Source organism: Alcaligenes pakistanensis (assembly GCF_014652815.1).
Lineage (GTDB): Bacteria > Pseudomonadota > Gammaproteobacteria > Burkholderiales > Burkholderiaceae_B > Alcaligenes > Alcaligenes pakistanensis.
Map to the genome: position 1 here is coordinate 652862 of NZ_BMZN01000001.1, position 20895 is coordinate 673756.

Genomic DNA, 20895 nt, shown 5'->3' on the forward strand with positions numbered 1-20895 from the left:
TCGGAGAACCCATCATGAACAACGCTGATCTATCGTGGATGCTGGTATCCACGCTTCTGGTACTGATGATGGCCGCGCCGGGCCTGGCCCTGTTCTACTCAGGGATGGTGCGTCAAAAAAATGCCTTGTCCATGTTGTCCCAGACCATGTTGGTGTTTTGTCTGGGTGTCGTGTTGTGGTTCATCTACGGCTATTCGCTGGCCTTTACCGCAGGCAACCCCTTCATAGGTAGCCTGGACAAGGTGCTGTTCAACGGTATGTTCAATGCCGCCGATCAACAGTTCTCCATGTCAGGCACCTTGCCTGAGCTGCTGTTTGCTTCTTTCCAGGCAACCTTTGCCGGTCTGACGTGCGCACTGGTGGTCGGCAGTCTGGCAGAACGGGCTCGCTTGTCTGCCATTCTGGTCTTTACCGTGATCTGGTTCACCCTGGCCTATCTGCCTATTTGCCATATGGTCTGGTTCGCCGATGAACAGCAAGGTGGCCTGCTCAACTCCCGTGGGGCGCTGGACTTTGCCGGTGGGACGGTGGTGCATATCAATGCGGGTATTGCAGGCTTGATCGGTGCCTGGATGGTGGGTCCCCGACTGAACTACCGTCGTGAAGCCATGCCGCCGCATAACCTGCCTTTGACCTTTATCGGTGCCGCCCTGCTTTGGGTAGGCTGGTTTGGTTTTAACGCGGGCTCGGCTTTGTCTGCCAATGAAAACGCCACCCTGGCTTTCTTTAACACCATGTTGGCCGCTGCTATTGGCGTCATCGCTTGGACCTTGGGCGAGTGGATCAGTAAAGGCCACCCTTCCTTGTTAGGTGCATGTTCGGGTGCGATTGCAGGATTGGTGGGTATTACCCCTGCCGCTGGTTTTGTTGCCCCCTCAGGTGCCTTAGCCATTGGTCTGATCACTTCCCTGGCTTGCTTGTGGGGTGTGAATGGCCTGAAGCGCTGGTTACGTGCCGACGATACGCTGGACGTGTTTGGCATTCACGGTTTGGGTGGAATTGTGGGCGCTTTGCTGACTGGCCTGTTTAACTCTCCCGTTCTGGGTGGACCCGGCACAGCAGCCGGAAACAGTATCTGGATGCAATTATGGATTCAATTGGAAGGCGTATTGGTGACCCTGGTTTGGTCTGGTATCGCTGCCTGGATTGCCTTCAAAATTGCTAAAGCCGTCTGCGGTGGTTTACGTGTCGATGCCGACCATGAACGCGAAGGTCTGGATATCCGCACCCACGGCGAAACGGGGTATCAACACTGAGTTCTCATCATGATTCTCGCTTATCTTGCGCGCAGGAAAACTGCCCCCTTCACACACAGGCACAAGCCTAAAAGAAAAAGCCCTCTTTCGAGGGCTTTTTTTATAAGCGTACTGGCTGCTTATTTTTCTTTGCGGTAAGCGTCATGACACGTCTTACAGGACTTGCCCACATTACCGAAAGCCACACGGAAAGCATCAAAGTCGCCCGAATCGGAAGCTACTTTCAGCTTGTCGATGGCCGTGTTGAACTCGTCCGTTGCTTGTTTGAAACCTTGAGCATCGCTCCAGGCTTCGGCTTTGGTATCGCCACCTTCAGTACCGGCACCAAAAGCAGCCCAAGGCAGCGCAGCCAAGACGGTCAGCACTTCCACATTCTTAGCGATAGCAGCGGCATCGTAAGGGGCTTCTTTCTTGGCCACTGGAGCCATACGACCAAAGTGCGAACCGATCAGCGACATGCTGGACTGACGGTACTTCACAGCTTGTTCAGGCTTGGCGAATTGGGCTGTTGCTGGCGTGACAAACGCAGCACACAAAGCGGCAGCGGCAGTCAAAAACGCAAATTTTTTCATGGAAACTCCTGTGTGATGAAACATAAAACACTTCATAAAGCACCGGCTCAAGAAATCAGTCCGGCTGTGTCCATGCAATGGAACAGCCGTTTGAATTTAGATCGCCTGGGCCAACTGTACCGCTACACCCAGGTAACTGCGTGGAGTTAGCTCAAGCAAATAGCTTTTAGCGTCTGCTGGCAGTTCCAAACCACCAATAAATTCGCGCAAGGCTTCCTCAGTAATACCACGGCCACGTGTCAGGGCTTTGAGTTGCTCGTAAGGCTGGGGCAAGCCATAACGGCGCATCACAGTTTGCACAGGCTCAGCCAGAATTTCCCAGCAAGCGTCGATATCGGCATCCACAGCAGCCGCATTCAGTTCCAACTTGTTCAGACCACGCAGGCAGGCATCGTAGGCCACCACGCTATAACCCAGGGCCACGCCCAGGTTACGCAGCACAGTCGAGTCAGTCAGGTCACGCTGCCAACGTGAGATAGGCAGTTTCTCCGACAGGTGACGCAACATGGCGTTGGCCAAACCCAGGTTGCCTTCCGAGTTCTCAAAGTCAATCGGGTTGACCTTGTGTGGCATCGTGGAGGAACCAATCTCGCCTTCTTTCAGGCGCTGTTTGAAGTAGCCCAGGGAGATATAGCCCCATACGTCACGGTTGAAGTCCAGCAAGATGGTGTTGGCGCGGGCAATTGCGTCAAACAAGACAGCCATCCAGTCGTGGGGTTCAATCTGGATGGTGTACACGTTCTGCGTCAGGCCCAGGCCAGCCAGCACTTTCTGGCTGAAAGCAGGCCAATCGATTTCGGGGTAAGCCGAGAAGTGGGCATTGTAGTTGCCGGTGGCGCCATTCAATTTCGCCAGAGGCTGAACGGCGGCAATAGCAGTAATAGCGTTCTGCAAACGAGCGGCCACGTTGGCAAACTCTTTACCCACGGTGCTGGGGCTAGCAGGCTGACCATGCGTGCGCGACAGCAAAGGCTGCTGGGCGTGCAGGCGCGCCTGGGCCTTGATGGCATCGCAGACTTCTTGCAACTGAGGCAGGATCACCTGTTCACGAGCACGCGTCAGCATCAGGGCGTGCGAGGTGTTGTTGATGTCTTCAGAGGTGCAGGCAAAGTGAATGAACTCAGCGGCGGCGGACAGCTCGGCGTGCTCGGCCACTTGTTCTTTCAGCCAATACTCCACCGCTTTCACGTCGTGATTCGTGGTGCGTTCGATCGCTTTAATACGGGCAGCGTCCTCTTCCGAGAAGTTCTGCACCAGGCTCTTGAGCACATCACGGGCTTGTGCGGAGAAGGCGGGAAGTTCAGGCAGGCCCGCATCGGACAGGCCGATCAGCCAGGCCACTTCGACCTCCACGCGATGCCACATAAATGCGGCTTCGGACAACAGGCCACGCAAGGGGGCGGTACGGCTGCCATAACGCCCGTCCAATGGCGACAAGGCATTCAGAGTGCTCAGGGTATCGGCTATGTGCATCGTTCTACAGAAAAGAAGGGGGAATAAAGTCAGCCCGCATTCTAACATTGCGCACTGACACCCGTACGCCGCGTGTTCAGGAGGGGGTCAGAATGCCGCTGCTGCCAAGTGGTTTGACGAATAAACCACAGTTTTCAGACATTGTCCCAAGCTGGCGGGTCGGGCCCGGCCAGCGGGGCGTTCGCCCATAGGTTCCTGCTATACTTTTTGAGCCTGCAACTTTTGATAGCTTTTTATGAAACTTCTAGCTTCCCTCACAAGTCCATACGCGCGCAAAGTGCGTGTTGTCATGGCGGAAAAAAAGCTCGATTACGAGCTGATTCTGGAGGATGTGTGGGCCGATGACAGCGATATTCTGAAGCACAATCCACTGGGCAAAGTTCCCTGTCTGATTATGGATGATCAGGCAAACTTGTTCGACTCCCGCGTGATCGTCGAGTATCTGGATACCCTCTCGCCCGTCGGCCGCCTGATTCCTCAAGCCGGACGTGATCGCGCTGCGGTCAAATGCTGGGAAGCCATTGCTGATGGCTTGCTGGATGCGTGCGTCGCCATCGTGGTGGAAAACCGCCGCCCCGAAGCGCTGCGCCTGCCCGCCTGGATCGACCGTCAGAACAGCAAGATTACGGCTGCCCTGCAATCCATGAACAACACCTTGGGTGATCAGTCCTTTTGCATGGGCACCAGCTTTAGCCTGGCCGACGTTGCCGTAGGCTGCGCTCTGGGTTATCTGGACCTGCGCTTTTCCGAACTGGACTGGCGCTCCCAGTATGGCAATTTGCAACGCCTGGACGAAAAACTCCAAGCGCGCCCCTCGTTTGCCAGCACCCTACCACCTACATCGTGAGTGCTGCTTGAGCAAGCCAGGGCCCATTCTTTTGAATGGGTTTTTTTATGTCTGTAGCCTCAGGTCTCCCCCAGCAAACGATACATCCAGAAAGCCTCATCAGTCTTCATACTTTGAGCGAACTGGGCAGGAGAAAAACCAGAAACGCGTTTGACCTCCCGGCCAAAATGAGACTGATCGCTATAGCCGGCCTGCAGCGCCACCTCTGACCAGATCGGGTTCTCCTGCTGCTGGGCCAAGGCAAAGGCTCGCTCTGCCCGCGCATAAAGTTGCAGCTCACGTTGGCTTTGTCCGGCTTGGCGCTTGAACTGCCTTTGCACCTGACGTAGCCCGATTCCGGTATGCGTCGCCGCCATTCTCATCATCAAGCCCGTCAACCAATGATGCACTGTGGCGGCTCCCCCCGCCGCCCCTGCACCACGGGCACATTGCTGAATCGCCACTTCAAGCTGCGCAAATAAGGGCCCCTCTCCGGTTTGCACCTGTCCCAAAATCTGGCAGGCAGAAGCGGACAAGACTTGCTCCATGGGAAGCACAAGGTCTCTGACGTCGCCTGCCTGAATACCAAACAAGCGCTTTAGCGCATCTGGATATATCCCTATCGAAATCGCGTGGACCGGCCCTGGTGACCAGCTAATAGAGGGCGTGCGTGAAGGTCCGGTAAACAGCATCCTGGGAAGTTCTGCAGACAGCACTGGCGTTAAGCCATCCGCTTGCGTCTGTACCCTATGCAGTTGCCCATGAAAAATCCACGATAAAACGGCTAAAGGCGAGGCCGGATAGAAGTTCAGGCGCTGTTCCGGCCGCAAGTCCACACCACGGATATCGCGTGCCACACCCAGGTGGATACTGCCCGCCGTCAGTCGGGTCGGGTGATGTAAACGGGCAGCAGGCAAAGTGGACATAAGAAGTCGTTTCCGTTCTATCCGGCCCGGGCTGAACGGGCCACACTGAAAGCCTTCTTATCCTACTTCAACCCCGCACTCTTATGCCCAAAACTGTTTTTCAAGGTTCCTGGTCTCATCGTTGCCGAAGTGCCGCCACGCTATGCATCACCACCATGAACATATTGGCTCGACGAGCTATCGCCAAACCGCTGGTGCCCGGCTGGACCATCCCTTTTGAAATCGCCACGCTGTTCTATCGTAAGCAGTTCAACCACGCCTTTAGCCTGCCAAGCATGGTTCAGGGCCGAGCCTACTTCGATAGCCTTTACACCATTGCCGAACCGACGCTACCCGTCCGAATCCAGGCCAGCACTGCACAGGAACCACGTGGGCACTGGTTCATTCCTGAGGTTTCAAGTGGCTCCAAAACCATGCTGTACTTTCATGGTGGCGGCTATGCTTTTTACCCTACGGTTTCACGCCACTTCATTGCCCTGCTCGCCCATAAACTTCAGATCCGCATCTTCGCCCCGGACTATCGCTTGACCCCGGAACATGCACACCCCGCTCAACAAGAAGATGCGCTAGCCGCCTATGGTTACTTGCTGGAGCGCGGTGCACCACCCACAGAGATTGTCTTGGCAGGGGATTCGGCAGGCGGGCACCTGGTGCTGATGACTCTGGTGAGCCTGCGCCAAGCCGGGCTCCCCCAACCTGCCCTGGCCCTGGCACTCAGCCCGTGGACAGATATAGGCCGTCGAGGAGCCAGCCAGTTTGGCCATGATCGCTACGACATGGTGCAGGGCTATCAAACACTGCAATATGGTCAATGGTTGAAAGGAAGTGGTGAATGGAGCGATACCCAGCTCTCCCCCATTGCCCAGGATCTGCGCAAACTGGCGCCTATTTATATTCAGGCCGGAGGCAAAGAGATTCTGGTTGATATGATTCGTGATTTTGCCCGGCAGGCGAAAAACCAGGGAGCCCCGGTACGCCTGGATGTGTGGCCAGACATGACACACGAGTTTCACGCCCACGGCAGTACGCTGCAGCAAAGCGAGCAGGCATTAACGGCTTTGTTGGCAGCAATTCAATGGACAGAGGGGAGAGTTTTTGACTCGATCAAGGAAACCGAGCTGAGTGGGCTGGACTCTGTTTTTAACAAAGCCCAACCTGAAATCATCAAGCCTGAGTAATAGCCTGCGTAATCATGTAGATCGCCAGAACCGTCAGCATACCCGCGAAGATGCGCTTGAGCGTGGCCTGGTCAATTTTGTGTGCCAGGCTCGCCCCCAAGGGCGCGGTGCAGATACTGGTGGCCGACACAATCAATAGAGCGGGCCAGTAGATAAATCCGATCATACCCGGATGGTTGCCCAAGCTGGCCTGACCCGACCAGATATAGCCCACGCTATTGGCCAAGGCGATGAAAAAGCCCAGTGCCGCCGACGTAGCCACGGCCTGACGCACCGGTACATTACCGCGCAGCATGAAGGGGACGGACAAAAAGGCCCCACCCGCGCCCAGCAGACCCGATACAAAACCGATCAAGGCCCCCATCGCTGCAATCCAGAACGGAGCAGGTAAAGAGCGGCCCTGCACCGGCGTGGACTTGCGCGCCATTTTGGATGCCGAATACAGCACGAAAACGCCGAACACAATGGCCAGGGCAGTGCTATTGATCAGGGCGAAAATCGCCCCGCCCGACACCAGTCCGCCCACGAGCAAACCCGGCACCATCACTTTGACCACATCCCAGCGTATCGCCCCGTGTTTGTGGTGGGCCCGCACGCTGGACAAGGAAGTGAACAGGATCGTGGCCATAGCCGTAGCAATGGAGGCATGGACCGCCAGTTCCTGCGGCACACCAAACAAGGGCAGCAGGAAGGTCAGAAACGGCACGAGAATCATCCCGCCACCAATCCCCAACAGCCCAGCGGCCAGACCAATACCGGCGCCCAGCACCAGCAAACTGATGACAAGAATGGGATCCATACCCGCCTCTTATTGAATAATGCCGCCGCCCAGGCAGCGGTCACCGTCATACAAGACCACGGATTGACCCGGTGTCACAGCCCACTGGGGCTCGTCAAAATGCAAGGCCAGGCTCTGGCCTTCAGCAGCCAGCACCGTACACGCTGCATCAGCCTGACGATAGCGGGTCTTGGCATGAATCGGGCCCAAAGCTGGCGGATGGCCGGACACCCAACTGGTCTGTTCGGCCTTCAGTTCAGACTGTAGCAGCCAGGGGTGATCGTGCCCTTGCACTACATACAAGGTGTTGCTAGCCAAGTCTTTACGGGCGGCATACCAGGCATCAGCCGTGCCATCGTCACGCTGCTTGCCTTTGACACCACCAATACCCAAGCCCTTGCGCTGGCCGTAAGTGTGGAAAGCCAAGCCCACATGCTGGCCCAGCACCTGCCCTTCCGGCGTTTTGATGGGGCCGGGTTGGGTGGGCAAGTAGCGATTCAGGAATTCGCGGAAAGGACGCTCACCAATAAAGCAGATCCCGGTCGAGTCTTTTTTAGCAGCATTAGGCAGCTTCAGTTCCTCGGCAATACGGCGTACTTCCTGCTTGTTGATCTCGCCCAAGGGGAACAAAGTACGCGACAACTGGGCCTGATTCAGGCGGTGCAAAAAGTAGCTTTGATCCTTGGAGGCATCCACGCCTTTCAACAACTGATAGTCGGTTGCGCCCCCAGGCATGGGCACCCCGCGCACGCGGGCATAGTGGCCGGTAGCAATCCAGTCCGCACCCAAAGTCATGGCGTGATCCAGAAAGGCCTTGAACTTGATTTCCGCATTACACAGCACATCAGGATTAGGCGTGCGGCCTGCCGAGTATTCCCGCAAGAACTCCGCAAAAACCCGGTCTTTATATTCTGCTGCGAAATTGACCGCCTCAATCTCTACCCCAAGCAGATCAGCCACACTGGCCGCATCCAGCCAATCCTGGCGCGAAGAACAGAATTCGGAATCGTCGTCGTCTTCCCAGTTCTTCATGAACAGGCCCACGACTTCATAGCCTTGCTCTTTAAGCAGCCAGGCCGAGACGGAGGAGTCCACGCCGCCGGACATTCCGATAACGACGCGACCTTTTTTGGTGGAAATAGTCATTGCAGTGATGATGAGCGGTGCCGCTGATACCGGGCTTAAAGCCCAGCGCGCACCTGTCTAACTAAAAAACGCATTGTACGCCTGCCCTGACGCATGTACAGGCAGACGCCATTAGCGCCTGGGGTTTATAAATAACTGTGATATCTGGGACACAAACAAAAAACCCAGGCAGAACAAAATGTTGCCTGGGTTTCAGGAAAAACGGCCCTGCTATCAGTCCAGAGGACGTGGAGGCAACATTTTCCCTGGGTTCATGATGTTATGGGGGTCCAGTGCCTGCTTGATGCTGGCCATGATATCCAAAGCATCTTGACCGTGCTCGGCCAGCATGAATTCCATTTTGTGCAAGCCCACGCCATGTTCACCTGTGCATGTGCCTTGCATGGCAATCGCACGCTCCACCAGACGATGATTCAGACGCTCGGACTCTTCCCACTCTTGCTGGTTGTCGGCGTCGAGCAGCATCAAAACGTGGAAGTTGCCATCGCCCACGTGGCCGACAATGGTGTAGGGGAAGGGAGCCTGATCCATATCGGCCGCCGTTTCTGCCACGCACTCCGCCAAAGCGGAGATCGGCACACAAACGTCCGTCGTGCTGGAGCGGCAGCCGGGACGCAGTTGCAGACCGGCAAAGTAGGCATTGTGACGAGCCGTCCACAAGCGGGAGCGGTCTTCAGCTTTATCGGCCCACTCAAAGTCCATGCCACCGTTATCTCGGGTGATTTCCTGCACGACTTGTGCCTGCTCTTGCACACCGCTGGGGCTGCCATGGAATTCAAACAGCAATAAGGGCGATTCTTTCAGGGTCAGCTTGCTATAGGCGTTAGTTGCACGCACAGCCGCCGTGTCCATGAACTCGACGCGAGCAATCGGGATACCCATCTGGATCACTTCGATCACGCTTTGCACAGCAGAGCGCAGATCGGAGAAATTACAGATTGCGGCCGAAATAGCTTCGGGCTGCGGGTACAAACGTACCGTCACTTCCGTAATGATGCCCAGCGTGCCTTCACTACCGATAAACAGGCGGGTCAGGTCGTAGCCAGCCGAGGACTTCTTGGCACGATTGGCCGTATTGATCACACGCCCATCTGCAGTCACGACCGTCAAGGTCAGAACGTTTTCACGCATGGTGCCGTAACGCACGGCATTAGTACCGGAGGCACGAGTTGCGGCCATACCGCCCAGGCTGGCGTCAGCACCGGGGTCGATGGGGAAGAACAGGCCAGTATCACGGATATGCTCGTTCAAGGCCGTACGCGTTACGCCGGCCTGCACCGTGGCGGTGAAGTCTTCGGCATTGATCACCACGATCTCGTCCATACCGGACAAGTCCAGGCTGACACCGCCTTGAATCGCCAGGAAGTGCCCTTCCAGCGAGGAGCCGGCACCAAAAGGGATCAAAGGCACATGGTGTTCATGGCAATGACGCGCCACCCAAGCTACTTCCTCTGTGCTGCGAGCAAAAACAACCACATCAGGCAGCATGGGTGGATACGGCGATTCATCTCGTCCATGGTGTTCACGCACAGCGTGAGAAAGCGAGCAACGCTCTTGGAACTGCGCCTGCAAGGCTTCAATGAAACCGTCAGGTAAAGGGCGCCGCGCTAAATCGGCATGGCCGGGTGCATTCATGAACATTCCAATAAGGCAAAACCTTATTATGAGTGGCTAAGTGCCCCCTCTTCAAGTGCGACCCGTGTCTTGCGACGTTGACGCACCGCTTCAGCCAGTTTTTCCAGCACCACGATGGTGTCATCCCAATCGATACAACCATCGGTAATGCTTTGACCGTAGGTCAGGGGCTTGCCTTCCACCACGTCCTGACGACCGCCCACCAGATGGCTTTCAACCATCACGCCGCAAATGCGCATATCGCCACCGGCAATCTGACCGGACACGTCGGCCAGCACTTCGGGCTGACGGCGGTAGTCTTTATTGCTGTTGGCGTGGCTGGCATCGACCATCACACGGGGCACCATGCCGGCCTTGATCATGGCCTGGCTGGTCGCCTCAACGTTTTCAGCGTCGTAGTTCGGTGTTTTACCGCCGCGCAGAATCACGTGGCAGTCGTCATTTCCCACCGTGGACACAATGGCCGAGTGACCTCCTTTGGTCACCGACAAGAAATGGTGAGGCTGGGACGCGGCTTTGATCGCGTCCAGTGCAATACGAATATTGCCGTCTGTGCCGTTCTTAAAGCCCACCGGGCAAGACAGTCCCGAGGACAGCTCGCGGTGCACCTGGCTTTCCGTCGTGCGGGCACCAATGGCACCCCAAGAAACCAGATCAGCAATGTACTGAGGCGTAATCATGTCCAGGAATTCGCAGCCAGCGGGCAAATCCAGCTGGTTCACGGCCAGCAGCAACTCACGAGCAGTACGCAAACCCTGATTAATGTTGAAGCTGCCATCCATGAACGGATCGTTGATCAGCCCTTTCCAACCCACCGTGGTACGGGGTTTTTCAAAGTACACCCGCATCACAATTTCCAACTCGGGCGCAAAGCGCTTGCGCTCTACCGTCAGACGGCGGGCGTAGTCCAGAGCGGCTTCGGTATCGTGAATGGAACAAGGGCCCACCACGACCACCAGACGATCATCTTGCTCATGCAAGATTTTGTGAATGCTGCGACGCGCCTTGTGAACCGTGGTCGATACCGCAGAGGTACACGGGAACTCGCGCATCACGTGGGATGGGGGAGACAACTCCTTAATTTCACGAATCCGTAAATCATCAGTATTGTGCGACACGATTGAACTCCAGTTGGTTTGCCAGGTTCGGGGGCAAACGAAAAAAAAGCCGCCCGGACGATGCTGGCGGCTTATTTCAGGATTTAGGTCTTACTTATGTTTGCTGCAACCCGTCCTTTCCTCCACCAGCGGTATTGGAAAAGCATAAAAATAAAAGAAGAAAACAGGGGTTGCGAAAGTCATGGGAAAAATCCTAACACAGTTCCTAAGGTGCCGCCAAACAAAACCCGCAAGATTCATCCACAAAAACGCAGAACGACAAAACATTTATATCAATTACACCGTAAAAAACACCAACAAACGAAATAATAATTTCGTTTAGCGTTTTTTATTAGCCCTTTTGTTTCGTGTTATCCAGAAAAACTACGATAAATCGTTTTGATCAGCGGCCTGTCTTATTTTTACATCTACATACAAACCTGATAGCAAGCCGCTTTGTCAAATGCGAAAGGGCCAGAACACAAGGCTCTGGCCCTTAGCCGCCTAATTTAGCAACACGCTATGCGTCCCTTTCCACCATAACGAGCTTGTTGCCGTTCGCGGAAAAAAGCGGGGTATTCCATCGGTTCCTGATCGGGGTGATTCGCCCGCATATGAGCCAGATAGGTTTCGTAGTCCGGCACACCCACCATCAGGCGCAAGGTTGTGGCCAGATAGCGTCCCGTGCCCCGCCCTGCCTGGGCACTGCGCGCAATGGCTCCCGTGAATAATCCTTTCATATCAAGCTCCTGAACTTGCCAGAGCCGGTAAAGGCTCGTAAGGGGTTTCCGCCGAATGCGGCACAGTGCTGCGACGCGCCTGCAACACGCAACGTATGCCAAAGAACACCATGCTCAAGACCACGAAGATGAACAGACCGCACAGGGTGGAATTCACATAATCGTTGAAGATCACCTGCTGCATCTGCTCCAGGGATTTGGCCGGTGCCATAACGGTTTGTTCCGCCAAGCCTTTTTGATAGACCTTAGCGTGGGCCAAAAAACCAATCTTGGGATCGGGGTGGAACATTTTCTGGAAGCCGGCAAACAGTGTGCAGATCAGCAACCAGATTGTTGGTACCACCGTGACCCACGCATAGCGGTCTTTCTTCATTTTGAAGAGCACCACCGTCCCCAGTACCAGGGCCACCGCCGCCAGCATCTGGTTGGCAATCCCAAACAACGGCCACAAGGTATTGATGCCGCCCAGAGGATCAACCACCCCTTGGTACAGGAAGTAGCCCCACGCGGCCACGCACAAGGACGTCGCAATCAAGTTAGCGACCAAGGACTCTGTACGCCGTAAACCCGGCACAAAGGTTCCCATCAAGTCTTGCAGCATGAAGCGGCCTGCCCGCGTACCGGCATCAACCGCCGTCAGAATGAACAGGGCCTCGAACAGGATGGCGAAGTGATACCAGAAGCTCATCATCGCTGGCCCGCCGATAACGTTATGCAAGATAAAGGCCATCCCCACCGCCAAAGTGGGCGCCCCACCGGCACGCGAGATAATGCTGTTCTCGCCTACGTCGCTGGCCATTTGGGTCAGGTCTGCCGGGGTGATCAGAAAGCCCCAGCTAGATACAACTTGGGCGGCCTGTTCCGGCGTAGTGCCGATCAAGGCAGCCGGACTGTTCATGGCGTAGTAAATACCGGGCTCGATCACGCAAGCGGCTACCAAGGCCATGATGGCCACGAAGGATTCCATCAACATGCCGCCATAGCCGATATAGCGGGCCTGGGTTTCGTTTTCGATCATCTTGGGTGTCGTGCCCGAGGAAATCAAAGCGTGGAAGCCAGAGACCGCACCGCAAGCAATGGTGATAAACAGGAAGGGGAACAAGCTGCCCGACCATACCGGGCCCGTGCCATCAATGAACTGGGTGGTGGCGGGCATTTTCAGTTCAGGAGCCACAATCACAATCCCGATGGCCAGTCCGACAATCGTGCCGATTTTCAGGAAGGTAGACAGGTAGTCACGCGGCGCCAACAAAAGCCACACGGGCAAGACGGCTGCAATAAAACCGTAGATGATCAACGCCCAGGTCAGCTCTTCGCCGTCCAGGGTGAAGAACGGCCCCCAGAAAGGGTGAGCCGCCACATTCTGACCATACGTAATAGCCGCCAGCAAGCAGACCAGTCCAATAACCGAGACCTCGCCAATGCGGCCGGGCCGCAAAAAACGTAGATAAATCCCCATGAAAATAGCCAGCGGAATCGTGGCTGCCACCGTAAAGGTTCCCCACGGCGAATTGATCAAGGCCTTGACCACGATCAGCGCCAGGACGGCCAGGATGATGACCATGATCATGAACGCGCCAAACAAGGCGATCACACCGGGAACGGTACCCAGCTCCGATTTGATCAGATCCCCCAGCGAGCGCCCATCGCGACGCATGGAGATGAACAGAACCGTGAAATCCTGCACCGCCCCCGCGAACACCACCCCGGCCAGAATCCAGAGCATGCCGGGCAAATAGCCCATTTGCGCCGCCAGCACAGGCCCAACTAATGGCCCTGCCCCAGCAATCGCGGCAAAGTGATGCCCAAAGAGCACGTGCTTATTAGTGGGAACATAGTCCAGACCGTCGTTATGACGCCAGGCAGGCGTCATGCGGGTGGCATCCAGCTCAAAGACCTTACGAGCAATAAAACGGCTGTAGTAACGGTACGCAATTAAATAGACGCAGACTGCGGCAACCACGATCCATAGCGCATTGATACTCTCCCCCCGGCTCAGTGCCACTGTCCCCAGGGCAAACGCCCCCAGCACTGCAACCAACAACCAAATCAGATGCTGTTTTATAAAACCGCCCTCTTCTCTGCTCATAGAGCCTCCACGATTTTGCATTAAGTAAGCCTGTCACCATCTTTTTCTTCTGGCCGCACTTCTGATCTGAAGAAGCCGCCAACTGCCAGTACAAAGAGCCTGGCACCGCGTGGGGTGTCAGTCCTTGCTGGATCAGCACAGCGTGTTGGTGCTGTGCTTTTCCTTAACTGTCAGGGGGGTTGAGAGCCCGCCAAGGCGTGCTCTCCAAAAGGGTGTCGGCGCACCGTAAGGCGCGCCAAACTCATTCATGAATCGATCTGGGGTAGGCAGAAACCAGGCGCTTTTCTGGGGGCAAGCGCTCTTTAATCCTTGGGAGCATAGTAAAAACCCGCCTTCAAGGCACCACGCATTTTCCCTAAGCACAGATTCTTTTCTTATTTAGAAACTCTACCCACTCCCGCCGGCCGATAGTTTCTATACATTTAATTTGAGCACAAATGATTTTATGCGCTATGATTTCATAGCAAATCTTTCGTAAAACAAATCATTCATAACGAAATGGTATAGGCGAGAAAAGGACTAATGATGAAACTACAATCCAAGCCCCTCTGCGCGCTGGCCTTTGCCCTGCTGGGTACGATGGCCACCGCATCCAGCGTCCAAGCGGTCACACTGGAGCAAGTCAAAGAGCGCGGCGTCATTCGCGTCGCCGTTGCTAACGAAATTCCCTACGGATACATGGATATGTCCGGCAAAGCCCAAGGTGCCGGCCCTGAAGTGGCCCAGGCCATCATGGAGCGTTTGGGCGTCAAGAACATCAAATGGGAAACCGCCAACTTCGGTTCGCTGATCCCTGGCCTGCAAGCCAAGCGCTTTGATATGGTGGCGGCCGAGATGGCTATCCTGCCCCAACGCTGCAACACCGTGCTGTTCTCGGAGCCCAACAGCTCTTACGGCGAGGGTCTGCTGGTCGCCAAGGGCAACCCCAAGAACATTCACTCCTATGAAGACTTCGCCAAGACCGATCACACCATTGCCATCATGGCCGGTGCCGATCAGCTGGAAATGATGCAGGCTCTAGGCGTGCCTGATAACCGTATGATCACCATCTCCAACAACGCTGACGCCATCTCTACCGTCTCCACAGGCCGGGCAGATGCGTACGCGGCGACAGGCCAAACCGCCAGCGATCTGGCTTCCAAGGGCGGGGGCAAGGTGGAACTAGCTGCGCAGTTCAAGGACCCGATCATCAACGGCAATCCCGTGCGTAGCTGGGGCGGTTTCACCTTCGCCAAAGAATCCGAGGACCTGCGCGATGCGGTCAATAAAGAACTGGCCGAGTTCAAGAAAACCGATGAATGGAAAGCCATCCTGAGCAAGCACGGCTTTACCGAAGAAGACGCTACCCATTCGTTTGAAAAGTCCACGGAACAGCTGTGTAAAGCCTGATCCTTCACCTGATAGCGAGGCGGCCGCACTGGCCTGCGCGGCCCCGGACAAGGGCCTGCCAGGCACCCACAGTACACCGCCCGCCCTTGTCTGGAACCTGATATGGATTGGTTAAGTTACAGCTCGGCCCTGATGGAAGGGGCCTGGGTCACGATACAGCTCACGTTTTACTCAACGATACTGGGTGCCATTGCCTCCTTTGCCTTGGGCATAGGCAGGCTCTCGCACTCCTTGGCCGTACGTTCGCTGTCCATCACCGTTATTGAAGTATTTCGTGGCACCTCTTTATTGGTACAGCTGTTCTGGCTGTACTTCGCCCTGCCGATTCTAGGTGAAGCGATTGGGGTGGACTTGCGCCTGGACCCGGTCGTGGCCGGCACGCTGGCCTTAGGTTTGAATATTGGCGCTTACGGTGCTGAGGTCGTGCGCGGTGCCATTCAGGCCGTTCCCCACTCCCAGTTGGAGGCCGCCAAGGCCCTGGACTTTACCGAGCGCCAAACCTTGTGGCGTATCAGCCTGCCCCAGGCCATCCCTGAAATGATGCCCAGCTTTGGCAATCTGGCGGTGCAAAATCTGAAAGATACGGCCCTGGTCTCGTTGATCAGTCTGGGAGACCTGAGTTTTAGAGCGGAACAAATACGCAACTTCACCCAGGACAGCACCACCATCTACACCCTGCTCTTGCTCATGTACTTTGGCATGGCACTGGTGTTGACAGTCCTGATGAAACTACTGGAACGCGCGACCGGCCGCTGGCGCGCGCAAAGGAGCTGAACATGCTGTTTGGTATTGAATGGGACACCAGCAGCAACGGAGCATTTGCGCTGTCTATCCTGCCCATCTTGCTTAAAGGTTTGTGGGTAACGGTGCAGGCGGCAGTATTAGGCTTTGGCGTTGCCGCGATACTGGGCCTGGTCCTGGCGGGTCTGAAAAGCGTGCGCCTGCGCCTGATTTCCTGGCCTGCCTATGTGCTGACTGAATTCCTGCGAGACACCCCTTTGCTGGTGCAATTGTTTTTCCTGTATTACGTGCTGCCGGACTATGGCATTGTGCTGCCCGCCTTCCTGACTGGCGCGCTGGCGCTGGGTGTGCAGTACAGCGCGTACCTGTCTGAAGTTTACCGAGCCGGTCTGGAATCTGTCACACACGGCCAGACCGAAGCTGCCCGCGCACTGGATATTTCCCCGCTGCGCACCTTTATGGTTATCACCCTGCCCCAGGCGATCCCACGCATCATTCCCGCCATGGGCAACTACCTGGTGTCCATCATGAAAGACGTGCCCGTGCTGTCGGTGGTATCAGTGCTGGAAGTCTTGAATGTGGCCAAGATTATTGGTGACCGTACCTTTAACTACATCATTCCCCTGTCCATGGTCGGCGGCCTGTATCTGCTGCTGACGCTATTGGCTTCGGCTGGGGTACGTACGCTGGACCGGCGTTTGCCCAAGCAAGGAATCCCCTTACGATGACTGACACAAAACCCATCATTCAATTTGATAACGTCACCAAGAAATTTGGCGACGTCACCGTGCTGGATGCCTTGAACTTTCAGGTAGAGCCGGGTGAGAAAGTCACCATCATCGGCCCTTCTGGTTCCGGCAAATCCACCGTACTGCGTATTTTGATGACGCTGGAAACCATAGATGAGGGCGTCATCACCGTTGCCGGTAAACCCCTATGGCACGAATATAGTGATGACAAGCTGGTGCCCGCCAGCCAGAACCATTTGCGCGAGATGCGTAAGGAAATGGGCATGGTGTTCCAGCAATTCAACCTGTTCCCGCACATGACCGTGATGCGCAACGTGACCGAAGCGCCTACGCATGTGCTGGGCCTGTCCAAAGAACAGGCGCGCGAACGGGCCACTAAATATCTGAATCTGGTGGGCCTGATCGAGCATGCTGACAAATTCCCCAGCCAACTATCAGGCGGGCAGCAGCAACGGGTGGGCATTGCACGGGCGCTGGCGATGGAACCCAATATCTTGCTGTTTGATGAGCCTACCTCGGCACTGGACCCGGAGCTGGTAGGCGAAGTGCTGGGCGTCATTCAAAAGCTCAGCCAGGAGCAGGATCTGACTATTTTGCTGGTCACGCACGAGATGCAATTTGCCAAGGAAGTGTCGGATCGTGTCTGCTTTTTCGATAAAGGCGTCATCGTGGAATCCGGCCCACCAGAACAAGTATTCTGCAATCCGCAGGAAGCACGTACACAGGCCTTTTTAAGCAACTTCATTCAGGCGGCGTAAACGGTACCGCCTGATGAAGGCTATGGGCAAACCGCTACGTTCCTGACAACAGCTTTAAGGCGTAGTCCCTTACATCTTCAGGCCAGGTATTTAGCAGCTCTTGAAAGTGCTCCAGCTTATTGGCAAACAAAGCCCGCATGGCCTCTTCAAAGCCTGGCAAATCCCCACCCATAGCCGTCATGAAGTTATAGGTTCTCTCTTGGGCCTGACGGCGTTGGTCTTTATCAGCACTGGCACGGCGTGCTTCTTCAACCAGTTTGCGTAATGCAACTGAAGCACCGCCGGGTTGAGTGGCCAGCCAATCCCAATGGCGTGGCAGCAGGGTCACTTCACGCGGCACCACACCCAATTTGGGTCGACCACGCCCTCGTGGAGTGTCTGTTTCTACCTGTTCGGCTTCTGGCTCTGCTACATCCACCTGAGCATAGCGCTGCGCCAGCTCTTCATCTGTGCCCTGGGTGTTCACATCCACAAAACTCCCCGTCACATCATCAAAGATCAGAACGGGATCATTGAGCTTGCTCTCCAGCGCTTTCTTGACGGCCAGTACATTGGCAAGCATGGGGCCGGATGCAATACAGCGGTGGCCCATAAAGCTGGTATAGGTGTTTGGATAAATCATTGTCATGGCGAAACCACGTTTTTAACTAGGAAGGCCCAATTATTACCCGGGTAATATTAATTAATCAATATTACCCGGATATAAATAAAACAAACGTTGTTAATTGGCTTTACTAACGGCCCGGTCCCTGGGCCGTTGCCACTTCCTGCCTTTACTCAACACCGCTACCACATAAAAAAGTGCCCCCTGAAACTCAATTCAGGGGGCATCTTATCCGGCCAAGTCCGCACGTAAAGCGCAGACAGTCTTGCTTAGGACTCCAGCAACGGTCCGTTCAATGGCTTCAGAGCAGCGAACTGTCCCCGAGTGGCCACATGCGCAGGACGCGGAGTCAATCCCTGCTTGGGATCACCCACGCTATTTTCCACGCTGTTATAGACCGTGAACACATTGGCTCGTGGCCAAGGCGAGATATTGCTGGCCGAACCATGCAAGGTATTGCAGTCAAAGAAGATCACCGAACCGGCCTTAGCGGTAATGGCTTCAATCCCCCCTTGATCCACCAGCAAGCGCAGGCTGATCGGATCGGGTACGCCATACTCCTGCTTGCGCAAGGATTCCTTGTAATGATCGTCCGGTGTTTGCCCCGTGCACGAAATGAACTGACGGTGCGAACCCGGAACCAGCATCAAGGGCCCATTGCACACATTATTATCGGTGAGCAGCACCGAGCAGCTTAAGGCTCGCATCTGCGGCATGCCGTCTTCGATATGCCAGGTTTCAAAGTCCGAATGCCAATAAAACTCTTTGCCGGTAAAGCCCGGTTTCAGATTGGCACGGGACTGATGTACGTAGACATCCGAGCCCAGAATCTGACGGGCCACATCCAGCACACGTGGATCGCGCACCAGGCGGGCTATCAGCTCGCTTAGCTCATGCACCCGAAAGATCGAACGCACGGCCTGACTGCCTTTTTCCACCACGGCCTCTTCACGCGACAAAATGCCGGGATCAGAGCTCATGGCCTCTACATTACCCAGCAAAGCCTGCACTTCCTGCGCATTGAACAAATCGGGTAACAACAGAAAACCGTTGCCCTCATAGTCTCGCAGCTGGGCTTTATTCAAAGGCTGACTACCTACCGGGTCCGGATACACCACCGGTTCCTGGCGGCTGACGATGGCCGCCGTTCGCTCTGTACGGGATGTGTACAGATCGCTCATGGTCACTGTCATGATGACCTCCTTCCTTCTTTAGTCTTCCACGATGGCTGGGTAGACCCCTTTCTCATCGTGAACTTCCTGACCAGTCAGGGGCGGATTGAACACACAAATCACCCGCAGCGGCTCTTTGCCACCGCGCAGATAGTGTTCATCGTGCTGATCCAGCGCATACACCACGCCTGGACCCAAATCGTATTTCTTGCCGTCGGCAACGGTTTCGATTTCACCATCGCCCTCAACGCACCACACCGCTTCCAGATGATTCTGATAGTGGATATGCGTCTCGGTGCCAGGAAAAATAACGGTTTCGTGAAAGGAAAAACCCATGCCGTCTTTCTTGAGCAAGACACGGCGACTCACCCAGGTGTCCGTGCGCACTTCGTCGCGGGTTCCAATCACATCTTGTACGTTCTTCACCAACATTAGCGTGCTCCTCCAATCTTCAGAATCTTGGCCTGACTGCCGCGCTTGGACAGGCACTGAGCCACACTGCGCTCAATAATGTCTAGACCTTGAGTCAGCTCCTCATTGCTGATCGTCAAGGCAGGCAACAGCTTCAGGACTTCGTCATGAGCACCCGAGGTTTCAATCACCAAACCTTGCTTGAAGCACTGCGCCGCAATGTCATTGGCCAGACCGGCCCCGGGTGGCGTCACCAAACCTTGAATCAGGCCACGACCCCGCACACTCAAGCCACGATCAGGGTAGCTGTGCACCAGATTTTCCAGCCAGTCACGCACTTGACGTTCCTTAGCCAGAATTTCATTTTCAAACTGCTCATCAGCCCAATAGCTTTCCAAGGCTTGCGCGGCTGTCACGAAAGCCAGGTTATTGCCACGGAAGGTGCCGTTATGGGCACTGGGCTTCCACACATCCAGTTCAGGACGCAGCAAAACCAAGGACATGGGCAGACCAAAGCCGGACAAAGATTTGGACAAAGTGATGATGTCGGGGCTGATGCCCGCTTGCTCGAAGCTGAAGAAACGGCCTGTACGCCCGCAACCGACCTGAATGTCATCGACAATCAGCAACATATCGTGCTCGCGGCACAGACGTTGCAATTCACGCAGCCAGCGCTGTGTGGCGACATTCACGCCCCCTTCACCTTGCACGGTTTCCACGATGACCGCGGCAGGATGGTCCAGGCCACTGCTGGGATCTTCCAGCAAGCGCTCCAGATAAGCCATCGTGTTGACGTCCGGGCCCAAGTAGCCGTCATAAGGCATGAACGAGGTATTACCCAGGGCCACACCCGCTGCACTACGAAACTTGGAGTTCGCCGTCACTGCCAGGGAACCCGTGCTGACGCCGTGGAAACCATGCGTAAAGGAAATCACATTCTGGCGACCCTTGACCTGGCGTGCCAGCTTCAACGCCGCTTCTACGGCATTGGTGCCCGTGGGCCCCGTAAACTGCAAGCGGTAGTCCCACCCGCGTGGTTTGAGCAGGATTTTGTCCACCGTTTCAAGAAAATATTTCTTGGCGCTGGTGGCCATGTCCAAACCGTGTACCAAGCCGTCGGTATTCAGGTAGTCAATCAACTTTTCTTTCAGCTGGGGATTGTTATGCCCGTAATTGAGCGTACCGGCCCCACTGAAAAAATCGATGTATTGTCTGCCTGACTCGTCCTCCAAAACCGAGCCTCGGGCCTTGTTGAAAATGACCGGGAAGGACCGGACGTAGCCCCTTACTTCAGACTCCATCCGGTCGAATATTTTTAAATCAGTCATGTTTCCTCTCCTGGTTATAGAACGGCA

Annotated in this window: 20 protein-coding genes; 7 read left to right on the forward strand and 13 right to left on the reverse strand. The window is 55.4% G+C overall.

The window, feature by feature from the left end; all coding sequences use genetic code 11:
• Window positions 1-14: 14 nt before the first annotated feature.
• A complete protein-coding gene (locus tag IE156_RS02995) occupies window positions 15-1256 on the forward strand; it encodes an ammonium transporter (RefSeq protein WP_189390986.1) in 1242 nt (413 codons plus the stop codon).
• Between the two features lie 119 nt (window positions 1257-1375).
• Here the strand turns inward: IE156_RS02995 and IE156_RS03000 are convergent, their stop codons facing one another.
• A complete protein-coding gene (locus IE156_RS03000; protein ID WP_189390987.1) occupies window positions 1376-1828 on the reverse strand; it encodes a c-type cytochrome in 453 nt (150 codons plus the stop codon).
• Window positions 1829-1924: 96 nt separating this feature from the next.
• The gene (purB, locus tag IE156_RS03005) at window positions 1925-3301 is read right to left on the reverse strand and encodes an adenylosuccinate lyase (protein WP_189390988.1); all 1377 of its coding nucleotides are present in this window, start codon (window positions 3299-3301) and stop codon (window positions 1925-1927) included.
• A gap of 235 nt (window positions 3302-3536) precedes the next feature.
• Between purB and IE156_RS03010 the strand changes: the two genes are divergently transcribed.
• Window positions 3537-4148 carry a glutathione S-transferase family protein gene (locus IE156_RS03010; protein WP_189390989.1) on the forward strand — a complete coding sequence of 204 codons (612 nt, stop codon included), beginning with the start codon at window positions 3537-3539 and terminating at the stop codon, window positions 4146-4148.
• Between the two features lie 59 nt (window positions 4149-4207).
• On the opposite strand, the gene IE156_RS03015 is transcribed toward IE156_RS03010, so the two are convergent.
• Window positions 4208-5053: a helix-turn-helix transcriptional regulator gene (locus tag IE156_RS03015; RefSeq protein ID WP_189390990.1), complete on the reverse strand. Its 846-nt coding sequence runs from the start codon at window positions 5051-5053 to the stop codon at window positions 4208-4210.
• 155 nt (window positions 5054-5208) lie between these two features.
• On the opposite strand from IE156_RS03015, the gene IE156_RS03020 reads away from it, so the two are divergent.
• A complete protein-coding gene (locus IE156_RS03020) occupies window positions 5209-6231 on the forward strand; it encodes an alpha/beta hydrolase (RefSeq protein ID WP_229840923.1) in 1023 nt (340 codons plus the stop codon).
• Here IE156_RS03020 and IE156_RS03025 read toward each other — a convergent pair.
• The 6 genes from IE156_RS03025 to IE156_RS03050 form a co-directional block, all read right to left on the reverse strand.
• A complete protein-coding gene (locus IE156_RS03025; protein WP_189390992.1) occupies window positions 6218-7030 on the reverse strand; it encodes a sulfite exporter TauE/SafE family protein in 813 nt (270 codons plus the stop codon). The genes IE156_RS03020 and IE156_RS03025 overlap by 14 nt on opposite strands.
• 9 nt (window positions 7031-7039) lie before the next feature.
• Entirely contained in the window at window positions 7040-8155 is a 1116-nt protein-coding gene (gene mnmA, locus IE156_RS03030) for a tRNA 2-thiouridine(34) synthase MnmA (RefSeq protein WP_189390993.1), read from the reverse strand.
• A 213-nt stretch (window positions 8156-8368) separates the two neighbouring features.
• The gene (locus IE156_RS03035) at window positions 8369-9790 is read right to left on the reverse strand and encodes an FAD-binding oxidoreductase (RefSeq protein ID WP_189390994.1); all 1422 of its coding nucleotides are present in this window, start codon (window positions 9788-9790) and stop codon (window positions 8369-8371) included.
• 26 nt (window positions 9791-9816) lie between these two features.
• On the reverse strand, window positions 9817-10911 hold the full coding sequence (aroG, locus tag IE156_RS03040) for a 3-deoxy-7-phosphoheptulonate synthase AroG (protein ID WP_308430467.1): 1095 nt from the start codon (window positions 10909-10911) through the stop codon (window positions 9817-9819).
• 485 nt (window positions 10912-11396) lie between these two features.
• Window positions 11397-11627 carry a YbdD/YjiX family protein gene (locus IE156_RS03045; RefSeq protein ID WP_189390996.1) on the reverse strand — a complete coding sequence of 77 codons (231 nt, stop codon included), beginning with the start codon at window positions 11625-11627 and terminating at the stop codon, window positions 11397-11399.
• A 1-nt stretch (window position 11628) separates the two neighbouring features.
• Window positions 11629-13716, reverse strand: a complete 2088-nt coding sequence (locus tag IE156_RS03050; RefSeq protein WP_189390997.1) for a carbon starvation CstA family protein — start codon at window positions 13714-13716, stop codon at window positions 11629-11631.
• 522 nt (window positions 13717-14238) lie between these two features.
• On the opposite strand from IE156_RS03050, the gene ehuB reads away from it, so the two are divergent.
• From ehuB to ehuA, 4 genes are all read left to right on the forward strand, one after another.
• The gene (ehuB, locus tag IE156_RS03055) at window positions 14239-15105 is read left to right on the forward strand and encodes an ectoine/hydroxyectoine ABC transporter substrate-binding protein EhuB (RefSeq protein ID WP_189390998.1); all 867 of its coding nucleotides are present in this window, start codon (window positions 14239-14241) and stop codon (window positions 15103-15105) included.
• Between the two features lie 102 nt (window positions 15106-15207).
• Window positions 15208-15879: an ectoine/hydroxyectoine ABC transporter permease subunit EhuC gene (ehuC, locus tag IE156_RS03060; RefSeq protein ID WP_189390999.1), complete on the forward strand. Its 672-nt coding sequence runs from the start codon at window positions 15208-15210 to the stop codon at window positions 15877-15879.
• A gap of 2 nt (window positions 15880-15881) precedes the next feature.
• A complete protein-coding gene (ehuD, locus tag IE156_RS03065; protein WP_189391000.1) occupies window positions 15882-16574 on the forward strand; it encodes an ectoine/hydroxyectoine ABC transporter permease subunit EhuD in 693 nt (230 codons plus the stop codon).
• Window positions 16571-17353, forward strand: a complete 783-nt coding sequence (gene ehuA / locus IE156_RS03070; RefSeq protein ID WP_229840926.1) for an ectoine/hydroxyectoine ABC transporter ATP-binding protein EhuA — start codon at window positions 16571-16573, stop codon at window positions 17351-17353. Before ehuD ends, ehuA begins: the two co-directional genes overlap by 4 nt.
• Window positions 17354-17387: 34 nt before the next feature.
• On the opposite strand, the gene IE156_RS03075 is transcribed toward ehuA, so the two are convergent.
• The 4 genes from IE156_RS03075 to ectB form a co-directional block, all read right to left on the reverse strand.
• Entirely contained in the window at window positions 17388-17981 is a 594-nt protein-coding gene (locus IE156_RS03075; RefSeq protein WP_189391001.1) for a DUF2239 family protein, read from the reverse strand.
• 245 nt (window positions 17982-18226) lie between these two features.
• Window positions 18227-19150, reverse strand: a complete 924-nt coding sequence (gene thpD, locus IE156_RS03080; RefSeq protein ID WP_189391002.1) for an ectoine hydroxylase — start codon at window positions 19148-19150, stop codon at window positions 18227-18229.
• Window positions 19151-19168: 18 nt separating this feature from the next.
• Window positions 19169-19561, reverse strand: coding sequence for an ectoine synthase (locus tag IE156_RS03085; protein ID WP_189391003.1), 393 nt, complete (start codon window positions 19559-19561; stop codon window positions 19169-19171).
• Window positions 19561-20868 (reverse strand): diaminobutyrate--2-oxoglutarate transaminase, encoded by a 1308-nt coding sequence (gene ectB / locus IE156_RS03090; RefSeq protein ID WP_189391004.1) that lies wholly within the window; start codon window positions 20866-20868, stop codon window positions 19561-19563. The genes IE156_RS03085 and ectB overlap by 1 nt, the downstream gene beginning before the upstream one ends.
• Window positions 20869-20895: the final 27 nt, after the last annotated feature.

Bases quoted from the DNA above. Each gene is read 5' to 3' on its own strand.
- IE156_RS02995 (WP_189390986.1), top strand. From the start codon at position 15: ATGAACAACGCTGATCTATCGTGGATGCTGGTATCCACGCTTCTGGTA.
- IE156_RS03000 (WP_189390987.1), bottom strand. From the start codon at position 1,828: ATGAAAAAATTTGCGTTTTTGACTGCCGCTGCCGCTTTGTGTGCTGCG.
- purB (WP_189390988.1), bottom strand. From the start codon at position 3,301: ATGCACATAGCCGATACCCTGAGCACTCTGAATGCCTTGTCGCCATTG.
- IE156_RS03010 (WP_189390989.1), top strand. From the start codon at position 3,537: ATGAAACTTCTAGCTTCCCTCACAAGTCCATACGCGCGCAAAGTGCGT.
- IE156_RS03015 (WP_189390990.1), bottom strand. From the start codon at position 5,053: ATGTCCACTTTGCCTGCTGCCCGTTTACATCACCCGACCCGACTGACG.
- IE156_RS03020 (WP_229840923.1), top strand. From the start codon at position 5,209: ATGAACATATTGGCTCGACGAGCTATCGCCAAACCGCTGGTGCCCGGC.
- IE156_RS03025 (WP_189390992.1), bottom strand. From the start codon at position 7,030: ATGGATCCCATTCTTGTCATCAGTTTGCTGGTGCTGGGCGCCGGTATT.
- mnmA (WP_189390993.1), bottom strand. From the start codon at position 8,155: ATGACTATTTCCACCAAAAAAGGTCGCGTCGTTATCGGAATGTCCGGC.
- IE156_RS03035 (WP_189390994.1), bottom strand. From the start codon at position 9,790: ATGAATGCACCCGGCCATGCCGATTTAGCGCGGCGCCCTTTACCTGAC.
- IE156_RS03045 (WP_189390996.1), bottom strand. From the start codon at position 11,627: ATGAAAGGATTATTCACGGGAGCCATTGCGCGCAGTGCCCAGGCAGGG.
- IE156_RS03050 (WP_189390997.1), bottom strand. From the start codon at position 13,716: ATGAGCAGAGAAGAGGGCGGTTTTATAAAACAGCATCTGATTTGGTTG.
- ehuB (WP_189390998.1), top strand. From the start codon at position 14,239: ATGATGAAACTACAATCCAAGCCCCTCTGCGCGCTGGCCTTTGCCCTG.
- ehuC (WP_189390999.1), top strand. From the start codon at position 15,208: ATGGATTGGTTAAGTTACAGCTCGGCCCTGATGGAAGGGGCCTGGGTC.
- ehuD (WP_189391000.1), top strand. From the start codon at position 15,882: ATGCTGTTTGGTATTGAATGGGACACCAGCAGCAACGGAGCATTTGCG.
- ehuA (WP_229840926.1), top strand. From the start codon at position 16,571: ATGACTGACACAAAACCCATCATTCAATTTGATAACGTCACCAAGAAA.
- IE156_RS03075 (WP_189391001.1), bottom strand. From the start codon at position 17,981: ATGACAATGATTTATCCAAACACCTATACCAGCTTTATGGGCCACCGC.
- thpD (WP_189391002.1), bottom strand. From the start codon at position 19,150: ATGACAGTGACCATGAGCGATCTGTACACATCCCGTACAGAGCGAACG.
- IE156_RS03085 (WP_189391003.1), bottom strand. From the start codon at position 19,561: ATGTTGGTGAAGAACGTACAAGATGTGATTGGAACCCGCGACGAAGTG.
- ectB (WP_189391004.1), bottom strand. From the start codon at position 20,868: ATGACTGATTTAAAAATATTCGACCGGATGGAGTCTGAAGTAAGGGGC.